This window comes from Kitasatospora sp. NPDC034023, assembly GCF_055575795.1.
Genome location: NZ_JBVIRY010000036.1, coordinates 43751 through 57936 on the forward strand (window position 1 = coordinate 43751; position 14186 = coordinate 57936).

The 14186-nt window shown below is 73.4% G+C and carries 12 protein-coding genes; 9 read left to right on the top strand and 3 right to left on the bottom strand.

What is annotated here, in order from left to right:
• The first annotated feature begins 33 nt into the window (after window positions 1-33).
• The 5 genes from ACZ52R_RS35025 to ACZ52R_RS35045 all read left to right on the top strand — a co-directional run bounded on the left by ACZ52R_RS35025 (window position 34) and on the right by ACZ52R_RS35045 (window position 7264).
• Window positions 34-798 carry an ABC transporter ATP-binding protein gene (locus tag ACZ52R_RS35025; protein WP_360500044.1) on the top strand — a complete coding sequence of 255 codons (765 nt, stop codon included), beginning with the start codon at window positions 34-36 and terminating at the stop codon, window positions 796-798.
• Window positions 795-3668, top strand: a complete 2874-nt coding sequence (locus ACZ52R_RS35030) for an FtsX-like permease family protein (protein ID WP_465754813.1) — start codon at window positions 795-797, stop codon at window positions 3666-3668. Before ACZ52R_RS35025 ends, ACZ52R_RS35030 begins: the two co-directional genes overlap by 4 nt.
• A 131-nt stretch (window positions 3669-3799) precedes the next feature.
• Window positions 3800-5203, top strand: coding sequence for a dipeptidase (locus ACZ52R_RS35035; RefSeq protein ID WP_465754814.1), 1404 nt, complete (start codon window positions 3800-3802; stop codon window positions 5201-5203).
• 69 nt (window positions 5204-5272) lie between these two features.
• Window positions 5273-6214 carry an NAD(+) diphosphatase gene (gene nudC, locus ACZ52R_RS35040; RefSeq protein ID WP_465617487.1) on the top strand — a complete coding sequence of 314 codons (942 nt, stop codon included), beginning with the start codon at window positions 5273-5275 and terminating at the stop codon, window positions 6212-6214.
• Window positions 6215-6424: 210 nt separating this feature from the next.
• Window positions 6425-7264 (top strand): GntR family transcriptional regulator, encoded by an 840-nt coding sequence (locus ACZ52R_RS35045; RefSeq protein ID WP_465754815.1) that lies wholly within the window; start codon window positions 6425-6427, stop codon window positions 7262-7264.
• 29 nt (window positions 7265-7293) lie between these two features.
• Here the strand turns inward: ACZ52R_RS35045 and ACZ52R_RS35050 are convergent, their stop codons facing one another.
• A complete protein-coding gene (locus ACZ52R_RS35050) occupies window positions 7294-7551 on the bottom strand; it encodes a mycoredoxin (protein ID WP_030236313.1) in 258 nt (85 codons plus the stop codon).
• 164 nt (window positions 7552-7715) lie between these two features.
• On the opposite strand from ACZ52R_RS35050, the gene ACZ52R_RS35055 reads away from it, so the two are divergent.
• From ACZ52R_RS35055 to ACZ52R_RS35070, 4 genes are all read left to right on the top strand, one after another.
• Window positions 7716-9983 carry an ATP-dependent DNA helicase UvrD2 gene (locus ACZ52R_RS35055; protein ID WP_465617492.1) on the top strand — a complete coding sequence of 756 codons (2268 nt, stop codon included), beginning with the start codon at window positions 7716-7718 and terminating at the stop codon, window positions 9981-9983.
• Window positions 9984-10271: 288 nt separating this feature from the next.
• On the top strand, window positions 10272-10718 hold the full coding sequence (locus tag ACZ52R_RS35060) for a hypothetical protein (protein WP_360500058.1): 447 nt from the start codon (window positions 10272-10274) through the stop codon (window positions 10716-10718).
• Between the two features lie 168 nt (window positions 10719-10886).
• Window positions 10887-11255, top strand: a complete 369-nt coding sequence (locus ACZ52R_RS35065) for a WhiB family transcriptional regulator (RefSeq protein ID WP_396287762.1) — start codon at window positions 10887-10889, stop codon at window positions 11253-11255.
• On the top strand, window positions 11252-11650 hold the full coding sequence (locus tag ACZ52R_RS35070) for a hypothetical protein (protein ID WP_465617495.1): 399 nt from the start codon (window positions 11252-11254) through the stop codon (window positions 11648-11650). Before ACZ52R_RS35065 ends, ACZ52R_RS35070 begins: the two co-directional genes overlap by 4 nt.
• Window positions 11651-11764: 114 nt before the next feature.
• Here ACZ52R_RS35070 and ACZ52R_RS35075 read toward each other — a convergent pair whose 3' ends face one another.
• Together ACZ52R_RS35075 and ACZ52R_RS35080 are read right to left on the bottom strand one after the other, a co-directional pair.
• Entirely contained in the window at window positions 11765-13204 is a 1440-nt protein-coding gene (locus ACZ52R_RS35075) for an ABC1 kinase family protein (protein ID WP_465754816.1), read from the bottom strand.
• Window positions 13205-13403: 199 nt separating this feature from the next.
• On the bottom strand, window positions 13404-14126 hold the full coding sequence (locus ACZ52R_RS35080) for a TetR/AcrR family transcriptional regulator (protein WP_465617499.1): 723 nt from the start codon (window positions 14124-14126) through the stop codon (window positions 13404-13406).
• Between the last annotated feature and the right edge of the window lie 60 nt (window positions 14127-14186).

Below are 14186 nucleotides of genomic sequence, written 5' to 3' on the forward strand. Positions count from 1 at the left end.
CCCCGAGCCCACACCCAGTACTAGGGGGGAATCGTGTCCCACACCCAAGAGTCCCGGCAGGCGCCGGTGCTGCACCTGGAGGACGTCACCCGCGTCCACGGCCACGGCGCGGCCGAGGTCCAGGCCCTGCGCGGCGTCGACCTCAAGGTCCACCCCGGCGAGTTCGTCGCCGTCATGGGCCCCTCCGGCTCCGGCAAGTCGACCCTGCTGACGCTGGCCGGCGGCCTCGACAGCCCGAGCACCGGCCGGGTCCTGGTCGAGGGCGTCGCCCTCGGCGACCTCAACCGCAAGCGGCTCGCCCAGGTCCGCCGCCGCTCCGTCGGCTACGTGTTCCAGGACTACAACCTGATACCGGCCCTCACCGCCGCCGAGAACATCTCGCTGCCGCGCGAACTCGACGGCCTGTCGGCCCGTGCGGCCCGCCGCGAGGCCCTCGCCGCCCTGGAGGAACTCGGCATCCCCGAACTCGCCGACCGCTTCCCCGACGACATGTCCGGCGGCCAGCAGCAGCGGGTGGCCATCGCCCGCGCCCTGATCGGCGACCGCCGCCTGGTCCTCGCCGACGAACCCACCGGCGCGCTCGACTCCACCACCGGCGAGGCCGTCCTCGCCGTCCTGCGCGCCCGCTGCGACGCCGGCGCCGCCGCCATGATGGTCACCCACGAGGCCCGGCACGCCGCTTGGGCCGACCGCGTCGTCTTCCTGCGCGACGGCCGGATGGTCGACGAGTCCGTCAGCCAGGACGCCGCCAGCCTCCTGGTCAGCGCCGCCACCAACAGCATGAAGGTGGACGAGTGAAGCTCAGCGCCTGGCGGGTCGCCCTGCGCATCGCCCGCCGTGACGCCCTGCGCGCCAAGGGCCGCAGCGCCCTGGTCATCGCCATGGTCGCCCTGCCCGTCCTCGGTGTCACCGGCGCCGACGTGGTCTTCCGCAGCGCCGATCTCACGCCCGTCGAACACGCGGTACGGGTCATGGGCCAGGCCGCCGGCGCACTGGAGATGGTCGAACGCGGCTCCTCCGTCCAGCAGGCGCCCGACCCGGACACGGGGTTCACCATCCAGAACCCCAAGGACACCGCCAAGGACGGCGGCGCTCCCCAGGTCACCCCCGCGCAGCAGCGCGCCCTGGACACCGCACCCGCCGACCTGGCCCGGCAACTGCTCCCGGCCGGCGCCACCCTCGTGCCCGAACGGCAGGGCCCGTACACCGCGGCGAGCAGCACCGAGGGCCTGCTCAGCACCCGCGTCAGCGAGGCCGACCTGACCGACCCGGTCTGGAACGGCCGGATGAACCGCGTCAAGGGCCGCGCCCCCACGGGCGACCGCGAGGCCGCCGTCACCCCGGACTTCCTCAGGCGCTCCGGACTCAAGCTCGGCGACCGGACCGCCGTCCGCGGGCTGGAGGGCACCCCCTTCACGATCACCGGCGTCTACGAGTACCCCGGCGAACTGAACGGCACCGAACTCATCGCCCGCCCCGGCGCCGTCATCGACCAGCTCGCCAAGACCCCCGGCGCCACCCGCGGCCCGGCCGGCGGCACCGGTGAGCCCACCCGCTGGCTGGTCAAGCTCCCCGGCGGCGCCGGCCTCGACTGGCACAAGGTCACCGAACTCAACGAGTACGGCTTCAACCTCACCTCCCGCGCCGTCCTGATCGACCCGCCGGCCCGCGCCGACGTCCCGTACTACGTCGAACAGGACCGGCACCAGGTCGGCGACACCGCGTACTTCAACCAGACCGGCGTCGTCATCCTCGCCACCGTCGTCGGCATGGCCCTGCTGGAGATCGTCCTCCTCGCGGGCCCCGCCTTCGCCGTCGGGGCCCGGCGCTCCCGGCGGCAGCTGGGCCTGCTCGCCGCCGCCGGTGGTGAGCGCGCCAACGTCCGCGCCGTCGTCCTCGGCGGGGGCATCGTCCTCGGCGTCACCGGCGCTGTGGTCGGCCTCGGTCTCGGCGTCGGCCTGGCCGCGCTGCTGCGCACCCAGGCCGAGGAGTCCTCCGGTCGGCGCTTCGGCCACTTCGCCGTCCAGCCGCTCGACCTGTTCGGCGTGCTCCTGGTCGGCCTGGTCACCGGTCTGCTCGCGGCCGTCGTGCCCGCCGTCCAGGCCTCCCGCCAGGACGTCGTATCCGCGCTCACCGGCCGGGACTCGCTCAAGCCGCCGAGCCGCAAGCTCGCCGTGCTCGGCCTGGTGATGCTCGGCGGCGGTGCCGCCCTCGCCCTGTTCGGTGCCACCAGCGGCAACCGCAGCCTCGCCGTCCTCGGCGGCTCGGCCATCGCCGAACTCGGCATGGTCGCGCTCACGCCCTACCTGGTCGGCCTCTTCGGCCGGCTCGGCCGCTGGCTCTCGCTCGGCCCCCGGCTCGCCCTGCGCGACTCGGTGCGCCACCGCGGCCGCACCGCGCCCGCCGTCGCCGCCGTCATGGCCGCCGTAGCCGGCTCCGTCGCCGTCAGCGTCTACACCGCCAGCTTCGAGGAGCAGTACCGGCGCGAGTACGTCGCCCACGGTCCCGCCGGTGCCGTCCTGCTCGGCACCGGCTGGCTGTCCGCTGCCGACACCAAGCTGCTGCCGCAGATGCGCGAGGCCGTCGAACGCGGCATCCCCGACCTCGGCCCGCGCGCCGACGTCCAGAGCGTGCACTACAAGGAGAGCTGCTCCGACGACGGGGGGTGCGGCTACATCAGCGTCGAGGTGCCCAAGGAGATGCGCTGCCCCGTCACCGACACGGACCGCGCGTTCGGTCCCGGCGAGGTCGAGCGGATCCTGCAGACCGACAAGCGCTGCCAGACCAACAACCGCCGCGGCAGCCCCTACAGCCCGCTGTCGGCCGGCGACGCCACCCTGCTGCACAACCTCTACGGCGTCACCGACCCGGCCGCCGGCCAGGCCCTCGCGGCCGGCAAGGCCGTGGTCTTCGACGCCCGGTACCTCAAGGACGGCAAGGTCGCGCTGCAGTACACCGAACCGGTCTCCTTCAGCTCGTACACCGCGGGCGGCAGCGCCGACAAGAAGCCCGTCCGGCACGAGATCGCCGTCGACGCGGTCCTCGCGGACGCCACGCTGCCCGCCCCCGGGCAGGCCGTGATCAGCCCGGACACCGCGGCCGCGCTCGGGTTCACCACCTCGGTGGCCGGCTCGGTCTGGCTGCCCGGCACCGTGCCCTCCGACGGCGCCCAGCAGAAGGCCGACGGCGCGCTCGCCAAGATCAGCGACCGCGACGTCCTCACCGTCGAGCGCGGCTACCAGTCCCAGGCCGATCTCGTCACTCTCGGCCTGAGCGTCTTCGCCGGCCTGGTCGCCCTGGGCGCCGCCGGCATCGCCACGGGACTGGCCGCCGCCGACTCCCAGCGCGACCTGACCACCCTCGCGGCGGTCGGCGCCGAGCCGCGCATCCGCCGCTCGCTGTCCGGCTTCCAGTGCGGCGTGATCGCCGCCATGGGCGCCCTGCTCGGCGTGGTCTGCGGCATCGTGCCGGGCGTGGCACTGCGCAAGGTCGAGGGAGCGGCGCGCAGCTACCCCGGCATGAGCCCGGAGGAGATCGCCAACGGCGCGACCGTGGTCTTCCCCTGGCTGACCATCGGAGCCACCGTCGTGGTGCTCCCGCTGCTCGCGGCCGGCCTGGCGGCGGTGCTCACCCGCTCGCGGATCACGATGCTGCGCCGCTCGGGCTGAGGCCCGCACCCCCTCCGTCACCCCCGTCCGCGCCCGTGCGCGGCGGGGGTGACGGAGGTTACAGCCCCGGGAACGCCCCTGAGCCGGAGGGCCGGGGCGGGCACCCGCACGGGCGAACTACAGTCGTCGGTATGACGAGTACCCCGGACAGCGTCGTCCGCTCCTACATCGACCGGCACCAGGCCGCCTTCCTCGAAGACCTCTCCGCGTGGCTGGCCATCCCGTCGGTCTCCGCCGACCCGGCCCGGGCCGGCGACGTGCGGCGCTCCGCCGAGTGGCTGGTCGGCAAGCTGCGCGACACCGGCTTCCCGGTCGCCGAGGTGTGGGAGACCGACGGCCTGCCGGCGGTGTTCGCCGAGTGGCCCTCCGGGGACGCGTCCGCGCCGACCGTCCTGGTCTACGGGCACCACGACGTGCAGCCCGCCGCCCAGGAGGACGGCTGGGACACCGAGCCGTTCACCCCGACCGTGGTCGGCGACCGGCTGTACGCGCGCGGCGCCGCCGACGACAAGGGCCAGGTGTTCTTCCACACCCTGGGCGTGCGGGCCCACCTGGCCGCGACCGGCCGCACCGCGCCGGCCGTCAACCTCAAGCTGCTGATCGAGGGTGAAGAGGAGTCCGGTTCGCCGAACTTCGCCGACCTGGTCCGCCGCGAGGCCGACCGGCTGGCCGCCGACGTGGTCGTCATCTCCGACACCGGCATGTGGTCCGCGTCCACGCCGACCGTCTGCACCGGCATGCGCGGCCTCGCCGACGCCCAGATCGACCTGTACGGGCCGGACACCGACATCCACTCCGGTTCCTTCGGCGGCGCCGTCCCCAACCCCGCCCAGGTCGCGGCCGAGCTGGCCGCCGCCCTGCACGACGCCGACCGCAAGGTGGCGGTCCCGGGCTTCTACGACGGCGTGATCGAGCTGACCGACCGCGAGCGCGAGCTGTTCGCCGAGCTGCCGTTCGACGAGGAGCAGTGGCTGGAGGTCGCCAAGTCGTCCGGCACCCGCGGCGAGGCCGGCTACTCCACCCTGGAGCGGATCTGGGCCCGCCCGACCGCCGAGGTCAACGGGATCTGGGGCGGCTACACCGGCCCCGGCGGCAAGACCATCGTCCCCGCGTCGGCGCACCTCAAGCTGTCCTTCCGGCTGGTCGCCGGGCAGGAGGTGGAGAAGGTCCGCGAGGCGGTGCGGGCCTGGGTGGCCGAGCGGGTGCCCGAGGGCGTCCGGTACGAGCTGGTCTTCCCGGGCGCGACCCGGCCCTGCCTGACCCCGCTGGACCACCCGGCGCTGCAGTCCACCGTCCGCGCGATGGGGCGGGCCTTCGGGCAGAAGATCCTCTTCACCCGCGAGGGCGGTTCCGGCCCCGCCGCCGACCTGCAGGACGTGCTGGGCGCGCCGGTGCTGTTCCTCGGCATCTCGGTGCCCTCGGACGGCTGGCACTCGGTCAACGAGAAGGTCGAACTCGACCTGCTGGCCAAGGGTGTGGAGACGGCCGCGTACCTGTGGGGCGACCTGGCCGAGAGCTTCCGGCCCGGCGCGTGAGCGAGGGGCCGCGTACCGAGGCTGTCAGATCACTCATTCGGATGATTCACCACGTGGGGATGGAACGACGTGAGCACCGTGCCTGAGACCGAGCGCCCGCTGCACCTGGTACTGGCCCGGGCCGGGGTGGACCGGGCGGCCGAGCACCGGTTCGACGAGCCCTGGCTGGCGGCGGCCTGGAGCCACCCGAACACCCGGGTGCTGCCGATCGCCGGCGGCGAGGCGTTCGTCGTCGACACCGCGCAGGGCACCGAACTGGTGCTGCTGCCCTCCTTCGAGGCGCCGCAGGGCGGCGACCGGTACTTCCTCGGCACCGACCGGGACGGCGTCTCGTACTTCGCGCTGGCCGGCGAGAGCCTGCCCGGGCGCCTGGACGGCGACGCCCGTCCGGCCGGGCTGCGCGAGGTCGGCGGGCTGCTGTCCGACCGCGACGCCGGGCTGCTGGTGCACGCCGTCGCGCTGGAGCACTGGCACCGGCTGCACAGCTTCTGCTCGCGCTGCGGGCACCCGACCGAGAAGGCCGGCGCCGGGCACGTGCGGCGCTGCACCTCCTGCGCGGCCGAGCACTACCCGCGCACCGACCCGGCGGTGATCATGGTGATCACCGACGAGGAGGACCGCTGCCTGCTCGGCCGTCAGGCGCTGTGGCCGGAGGGCCGCTGGTCGACCCTGGCCGGCTTCGTCGAGCCGGGGGAGTCCATCGAGCAGGCGGTGGCCCGCGAGGTGCACGAGGAGGCGGGTGTGCAGGTCGGCGAGGTGCACTACGTCGCCAGCCAGCCGTGGCCGTTCCCGTCCAGCCTGATGCTCGGCTTCACGGGCAAGGCGCTGCCGGGCGGCACCGAGATCACCGTGGACGGCGAGGAGCTGGCCGAGGCGCGCTGGTTCTCCCGCGAGGAGCTGCGGGCCGGGATGGAGGCGGGCGAGATCCTGCCACCGTCCGGAATCTCGATCGCGCGGCACCTGGTCGAGCTCTGGTACGGCGAGCCGCTGCCGTCGGCGGCGCGCTGGTAATTCCGTACGAAAAGGGGGCGTGCGGCCAATGCCGCGCGCCCCCTTTTTTCTTTCCGATCCCTTTCCGGATTCCTCACAACCGGATGTTCGTATCCGGACGGGCCAGGTCTGCTACCGGAAGGCGCCTGCGGATCCCCGTCGTCAACCCGCACGGACGACATTGCCGGAAACGGCTGAAACCGTGTCACCGCGCTCGCTACATTCACTCGGGTGACAATCCCCCGGGGCACCGCCCAATCCCCCAAATACCAGCGCCTCGCCGCCGACCTGCGCCGTCGGATCGCCGAGGGCGAGTTCACCGCCGAGGCCGCCCTGCCGGTCGAGAGCGAACTGGAGCGCCAGTACGGCGTCGCCCGCAACACCGTCCGCCTCGCCGTCGACGTCCTGGTCAACGAGGGCCGGCTGGTCCGGCTCCAGGGCAAGGGCACCTACCTGCGCGAACACCCGGTCCTGGACCACCACGCCTACGGACCCACGCCGGCCCCCGCGCCGCGCGACTGCCTGGCCGGGCCCTCCGACGTCTACCTCGGCGAGGCCGCCGAAGCCGGGCGCGAACTCAGCACCGACTTCGAGATGATGATCGTCCGGGCCCGGGTCGACATCGCCGAACGGCTCGGACTGCGCCCCGGCGAGGCCATCGTGGTCCGCCGCCAGCTGCGGCTGCTCGACCGCGAGCCGTACTCCATCGAGGAGAGCCACTACCGGGCCGGCCTGGCCGCCGGCACCCCGCTGATGGAACCCGACCCCGTCGAGGGCGGCGACGAGGCTGTGCTCGCCACCCTCGGACGCACCGAGATCGGTGCCGTCGACCACCTCGTCGCCCGGATGCCCGGCCCCGAGGAGGCCCAGTGGTTCCAGGGCGGCCCCGGCGTGCCGCTCGTGGTGCAGACCCGCGTCACCTACGACCGGCGCGGGCCCGTCCGGGTCATCGAGACCCGCTACTCGGCCGACCGCAGCCGGCTCGTCTACGGCGTCGGCGACCTCGGCGCGCGCACCACCCTGCCCGCGCCCGCCGCGCCCGTCGACCCCGCCCGGGCCGACGCGACGTGACGCGCGCCGGCCCGGGCGACCCGGCCGGATCAGGCCGCCAGGGCCTTCTTGACCTGCAACAGGCTCGGGTTGGTCATCACGACCCGCTCGCCGCCGCCCACCGGCGTCACCAGCACCGTCGGCACCGTCTGGTTGCCGTTGTTCACGGACTCGACGAAGGACGCCGAGGCCGGGTCCTCCTCGATGTTGATCTCGGTGTAGCCGATGCCTTCACGGTCCAGCTGGCTCTTGAGTCGGTTGCAGTACCCACACCAGGTCGTGCTGTACATCGTCACGGTGCCGGACATCGAGGGGGCTCCTTCGAAAGAGAGGTGCGTACGGTCTCCGGAGGGAACGTTCACCGGACGACGGGCATTCCGGACCGCCATCGACCGCACTGCGGAGTGATCATCCTGCGATCACACCTGGCCTGTGGACAACCCCGCCCCCGTTGTCCCACCGGGCTGAGAAGATGGAACGCATGCAGGAAGACCTCTTGAGCGGCAGCCCGTACGACGCCCCCCACGGCTCCCCCTGGGCCGACCCCGGCGCCGCGACGGGCCCCGACGCCGTGCTCGCCGGGCTCGACCCCGAGCAGCGCGCCGTCGCCACCGCCCTGCAGGGCCCGGTCTGCGTCCTCGCCGGCGCCGGCACGGGCAAGACCCGCGCCATCACGCACCGCATCGCGTACGGCGTGCGCAGCGGCGTCTACCACCCCCAGCAGGTCCTCGCCGTCACCTTCACCGCCCGCGCCGCCGGCGAGATGCGCGGCCGCCTGCGCCAGCTCGGCGCCGAGGGCGTCCAGGCCCGCACCTTCCACGCCGCCGCCCTGCGCCAGCTCCAGTACTTCTGGCCCCGCGCCGTCGGCGGCCCGGTCCCCCAGCTCCTCGAGCGCAAGGTCCAGCTCGTCGCCGAGGCCGCCGGCCGCTGCGGCCTGCGCGTCCAGCGCACCGAACTGCGCGACCTCACCGCCGAGATCGAATGGGCCAAGGTCACCCAGATCAGCCCCGAGGACTACCCCGTCGCCGTCGCCAAGTCCGGCCGCGAAGCCCCCCGCGACCCGGCCGAGACCGCCCAGGTCTACCGCGTCTACGAGGAGACCAAGAGCCGCCGCGGCAACATCGACTTCGAGGACGTCCTGCTCCTCACCGCCGCCATCCTGGAGGACCGCCCGGACATCGCCGACCAGGTCCGCTCCCAGTACCGGCACTTCACCGTCGACGAGTACCAGGACGTCTCCCCGCTCCAGCAGCGCCTGCTCGACCAGTGGACCGGCCCCGACGGCGGCGCCAGCCTCTGCGTCGTCGGCGACGCCAGCCAGACCATCTACTCCTTCACCGGCGCCACCCCCGACTACCTGCTGAACTTCCGCGGCCGCCACCCCGAGGCCACGGTCGTCAAACTCGTCCGCGACTACCGCTCCACCCCGCAGGTGGTCCACCTCGCCAACGGACTGCTCGCCCAGGCCCGCGGCGAAGCCGCCCGCCACCGCCTCGAACTCGTCTCCCAGCGCGAAGCCGGCCCCGAACCCGTCTACACCGAGTACGAGGACGAACCCACCGAGGCCGAGACCACCGCCCGCCGGATCAAGGACCTCCTGGCCACCGGCGTGCGCGCCAGCGAGATCGCCGTCCTCTTCCGCACCAACGGCCAGTCCGAGGTCTACGAGCAGGCCCTCGCCGACCTCGGCGTCCCCTACCAGCTCAAGGGCGCCGAACGGTTCTTCGAGCGCCCCGAGGTCCGCGACGCCGGAGTCCTGCTGCGCGGCGCCGCCCGCGCCGCCTCCGACCCGCTCACCGACGGCGCCCCCGACCTCGCCGGACAGGTCCGCGCCGTCCTCGCGACCCGCGGCTTCACCCCCGAGCCCCCGGCCGGCTCCGGCGCCGTCCGCGACCGCTGGGAGTCCCTCGCCGCCCTCGTCCGCCTCGCCGAGGAGTTCGAGCGCACCCGCACCGCCGCCGGCCAGGGCACCGACCTCGCCGCCTACGTCACCGAACTCGACGCCCGCGCCGCCGCCCAGCACGCCCCCGCCGTCGAGGGCGTCACCCTCGCCTCCCTGCACGCCGCCAAGGGCCTCGAGTGGGACGCCGTCTTCCTCGTCGGCCTCACCGAGGGCACCCTGCCGATCATCTATGCCAAGACCGACGAGCAGGTCGAGGAGGAACGCCGTCTGCTCTACGTCGGCGTCACCCGCGCCCGCAAGCACCTCAGCCTCTCCTGGGCCCTCTCCCGCTCCCCGGGCGGCCGGGCCAGCCGCAAGCCCAGCCGCTTCCTCGACGGGTTGCGGCCGGGCTCCTCCGCACCCGGCGCGCGGACCGGCGCGCGTGGCGGTCGCGGGGGCGTCGAGCCCGGCGAGCGCTCCGCCGCCCGGCGGGTCCGCGGACCGGTCACGTGCCGGGTCTGCGACCGGGTGCTCACCGAGGCCGTCGAACGCAAGCTGCGCCGCTGCGAGAGCTGCCCGTCCACGATGGACGAGGGGCTCTACGAGCGGCTGCGCGAGTGGCGGGCCCGGCAGGCCAAGGAGCAGGGCGCCCCGGCCTACGTGGTGTTCACCGACGCGACGCTGATGGCGATCGCCGAGGACGTGCCCGCCAGCCGCGGGGAACTGGCCTCGATCTCGGGGGTCGGCGCGATGAAGCTGGACAAGTACGGGGCCGCCGTGCTCTCGTTGTGTGCGGGGGAGGAGCCCGAGGAGGATCCGGACGGCGTCGAGGACGACGGTTCGGTCGATCCGGCGTGAGCCGGCACGGGCGCAGTCCAGGGGACTGCTCGGGGGACTTCGAAACCGGCTGCGGAGCGCGCCGTGGAACTCACCGCGAAAAATAGTTTGCGCGGCGTACCGGGAGCGCAATAGCCTGCCGGGGCGGTCAAGGGGACGCGATCGCACGGGGTGACACCTGTGCCGGTTCCCCTGCACCCACAGCTTCACTGCTTCACTGCTTTACCGAGACAGACATCCGAACATTCGGAGCCGGGGAAACCTGGCTCCGCGAGACGCCGAGAGGAGGCGAGCACAGTGGGAAACATCATGATCACCAAAATGACTGGCCAGACCGTTGTCGCTGCCTCCCTGCGTGCCGCCCGTCTGCGGGCGCTCGCCGAGCTCGGTGGAACCGGTCTGGGTCTCGACACCACCGGTGTCTCCGTCATCTCCGCTGTCAGTGGTCTCGGACACACTGATCTGTGCCTCACGGGCAGCAGGAGCATCGAAGGCGCCGTCGTCGAGACCGGTCTGTCCCGTGACTGGGCGCCGGTCGGCACGTCGCGCTCCCCGCGCGATGAGCGACCGACCCAGGCACCGAAGGCAGCCGTAGCCGCCGCCCTGCATGGCGGCTATGCGCAGGTCATCGGTGCCGGAAACCCCCAGAAGCAGAACGAGCAGCAGATCAACCAGGCCATGGCCGCCTTCAACGGCGCCAAGGCCATCCGGATGCGGGCCTTCCGCGGGCCTGAACCCTGGAGAGAACGAACCTGAGTCAGCCTCAGGTCGGCACCTCCAGGGCCGCGGAACCCGTCACCACCGGGATCCGCGGCCCTTCTGTTTTGTCCGGTACGCAAGACCACCCAGGCCCTCCGGGGCCTCCGGCCCAGCACCACCAGTCGACTGGGCCGGAACCACTGAGAAGACGAGGAAGACGCCACAGTGTCCACGGTCATCACACCGCCCACCCCGTCCGTACCGCCGACAAGCCAGATCACCAAGGCCGACCAGGCCGACCCCCCGGAGGTTCTTTCCATGCAGATCACCTCGATCGAGCAGGCCGAAGCGCTCGGTCTCCCCATCCCCTGCCGCGCCTTCGACCCCGAGGTCTTCTTCGCCGAGACGCCCGCCGACGTCGAGTACGCGAAGTCCCTCTGTGGGACCTGCCCGGTGAAGGACTCCTGCCTGACCGGCGCCCTCGAGCGGCGTGAGCCGTGGGGCGTCTGGGGCGGCGAGCTGTTCGTCCAGGGTGTCGTCGTGGCCCGCAAGCGGCCGCGTGGCCGCCCGCGCAAGACCGAGGTCATGGCGTGAACCCCGCCGACCAGGCCAGGGTCGTCCGCCGGGGAGAGCAGCCCCCGCTGGACAGCGCCCTCCGCCGATCCGTGCGGATCGCCGCCGCCAAGGCCGACGCCGCAGCCCGTACCCCGTTCCCGAGCACGCACCCCGAGCAGGACCACGACATGAACCCCGCCGCCGTCGATCCCACCGCCCGCGCCGAGCAGGCCACCGAACGTCAGACCCAGAACAGGATCCTCGAAATGCAACTCCTCCACGAATCCCTGGCCCGAGCCCATATGCAAGACAGGCTCCACGAGGCCGAGAACCAACGGCTCGTCAGCCGGGTCGTCCGGGCCCACAAGCTCAGGCAGCGGGCCGAGCGGGCCTCGCTGCGGGCCCGCAAGGCCCTCGCCGTGGCGCTGATGTAGTGCCAGCGGGCCCTCGGGCCCTTTCGCTTGACCCCCGTCGTGCCGCAGGCCGCTCCCCGAAGGTGGGGAGCGGCCTGCGGCCGTTGGGGCCGGCGGCGGGGCCGGCGCGTTCCGTCAGCTCTTCGGGACGCGGGGGGAGCCGGTGCTCTTGCGGGCCTTCGGCTTCTCCGGAACCAGCGGCTTTTCCGTCTTCTCCGGTCGCTGCGGCCGTCGCGGCCGGACCGCCCGGTCGGCGAACTCGGGCAGCCACTCCAGCATCTCCGCGCGGAACGGCGCCTTGGCGCCCAGCTGGCAAAGCACACCGATGGTGCTCAGCGTCACCCGGTGGATCAGCAGGTAGGCGGGCGGCAGGTTGAGCTGCTTGCCCAGGTTGTAGGCGGGCGAGCGCGGATCGGCGATCCGGGCCGCCTGGGCACGCATCCACGCCCGGGTGAAGTGGAAGTTCTCCACCGCGGCCGGCTCGATGATCGGCAGCAGGTAGTCCAGCACCGCGTCCGCGTCCAGCCGGATCGAGGGCTTCACGAAGCCCTCCTCGCGCAGCATCTTCAGGACGCCCGCCGCGTCCCCGTCCAGCGCCATCCGCAGCGAGGCCCCGATCGGCGCGGGCAGGCCGCCCGGCAGCCGGTCCACCGTGCCGAAGTCCAGCACGCCCAGCCGCCAGCCGGACACCGGGCCGTCGTCCTTCAGCAGCCGGAAGTTGCCCGGGTGCGGGTCCGCGTGCAGCAGGCCGGTCCGGGACGGGCCGGCGAACAGGAACCGGGCCAGCAGCTGCCCGGCGCGGTCGCGCTCCTCCTGGGTGCCGCGCGCGATCACCTCGGCCAGCGGGGTGCCGTCCATCCACTCGGTGACCAGCACCTGGTCGGCCTGCGCCACCACGCCCGGCACCACGATGTCCGGGTCGCCGGCGAACTCCTCGGCGTGCCGGCGCTGGGCCTGCGACTCCAGCTCGTAGTCCAGCTCCTCCGAGACCCGCTCGCGCAGTTCGGCGATCAGCGGCTTGATGTCCAGCCCCGGGATCAGCGGGCCCAGCAGCCAGGCCACCCGGCTCAGCTGCGACAGGTCCGCGAGCAGCGCGTCGCCCGCGCCCGGGTACTGCACCTTGACCGCGACCCGGCGGCCGTCGTGCCAGACCGCCCGGTGCACCTGGCCGATCGAGGCCGCGGCCGCGGGCCGGTCGTCGAACTCCCGGAACAGCTCGCGCCAGTCGTCCCCGAGCCGCTGGGCGAGCGCGGTGTGCACCTTGGCGGCGGGCATCGGGGGAGCGGCGTCCTGCAGCTTGGTGAGCGCCGCCCGGTACGGACCGGCGACCTCCTCCGGCAGTGCGGCCTCGAAGACGGACAGCACCTGCCCGAACTTCATCGCCCCGCCCTTGAGCTCGCCGAGGACCTTGAACAGCTGGTCGGCGGTGGCCTGTTGCAGCTCGGCGGTGACCACCTCGGCGGAGCGGCCGCCGATCCGCCTGCCCAGGCCGAGCGTGGCGCGACCGGCTATCCCCAGCGGCAGGGCGGCGAGCCGTGCCGTGCGGGTCACTGCCTTGCGCGGAAGATCGCTCACCCCTGGCCTCCAATCCCTGGCCCCCCGACACCGGACGGCCGACCATCACTACGCCATTGTGCCCGCTCCCCGCGCCGCGCCCGCCGGAATTCCGCGAGGTGGGGCGGGGAGCGCCGTCCCTTTGCGGGGAGTTGGGCGGCTTGGTCCGGTCGGCCGGGGTCGGCCGGGGTGGGCCGGGCAGGCCGAGGGGCGGCCGGGGTCAGCGGGGCAGGCGCAGGGCGAGGCCGTCCAGGACGACCTCCAGGCCGTAGGCGAACTTGGCGTTGCGGACCTCGGCCGGGTCGGTGAGCGCGGCGGCGGCCGCGTAGGCGTCGGCGAGATGGGCGTAGTCGGCGCTGGCCTGCTGGGCGGCGGGCATCAGGCGGGCGATGAAGTCGGCCTCGCTCTCCCCGGAGCGGGCGACGGTGGTGAGCCAGGCCGCCTCGGTCGTGCTCATCCCGACGACGTAGGAGATGAGCGTGTCGATCGCCCGGACCGGCTCGGGGAAACCGACGGCGGCGAAGAAGGCGGTCAGCCGCTCGCCGTAGGACGCCAGGTTGGGGCCGAGGTAGGCGAGGCCGGCCTGGCCCAGCACGGAGGACAGCCAGGGGTGGCGCAGGGCCGTCGTCCGGAAGGCCTCGGCGGCCTCGGTGGCGGCGGCCCGCCAGTCGGGGCTGTCGGCGGGCGGCAGGGCCATCTCGCCGAAGACCTCGTCCACCGCGAGTTCCATCAGCTCGTCCTTGGTCGCGACGTGCCGGTAGAGGGAGGTGGCGCCCGCGTTGAGGCGGGTGGCGAGCTTGCGCATGCTCAGGGCCTCGGTGCCGTCGGCGTCCAGCATGGTGATCGCCTCGCGCACGATCGAGGCCCGGCTGAGGGCGGGCTGGTCGGGCTCGCGCTGTTGGCGGGCCCACACGGACGGGATCGGGTTCGTTCGGGCGGCCATGGGCTGCTCCTCCTCCTACGTGCTGCGTACACCGTTCGCATCGAGCGTACAGGAGTCAGT

Excerpts from the sequence above, each read along its gene's own strand:
- ACZ52R_RS35060 (WP_360500058.1), top strand. The coding sequence starts at position 10,272 with ATGATCACCAAAATGACTGGCCAGACCGTTGTCGCTGCCTCCCTGCGT.
- ACZ52R_RS35035 (WP_465754814.1), top strand. The coding sequence starts at position 3,800 with ATGACGAGTACCCCGGACAGCGTCGTCCGCTCCTACATCGACCGGCAC.
- ACZ52R_RS35055 (WP_465617492.1), top strand. The coding sequence starts at position 7,716 with ATGGAACGCATGCAGGAAGACCTCTTGAGCGGCAGCCCGTACGACGCC.
- ACZ52R_RS35080 (WP_465617499.1), bottom strand. The coding sequence starts at position 14,126 with ATGGCCGCCCGAACGAACCCGATCCCGTCCGTGTGGGCCCGCCAACAG.
- ACZ52R_RS35050 (WP_030236313.1), bottom strand. The coding sequence starts at position 7,551 with ATGTCCGGCACCGTGACGATGTACAGCACGACCTGGTGTGGGTACTGC.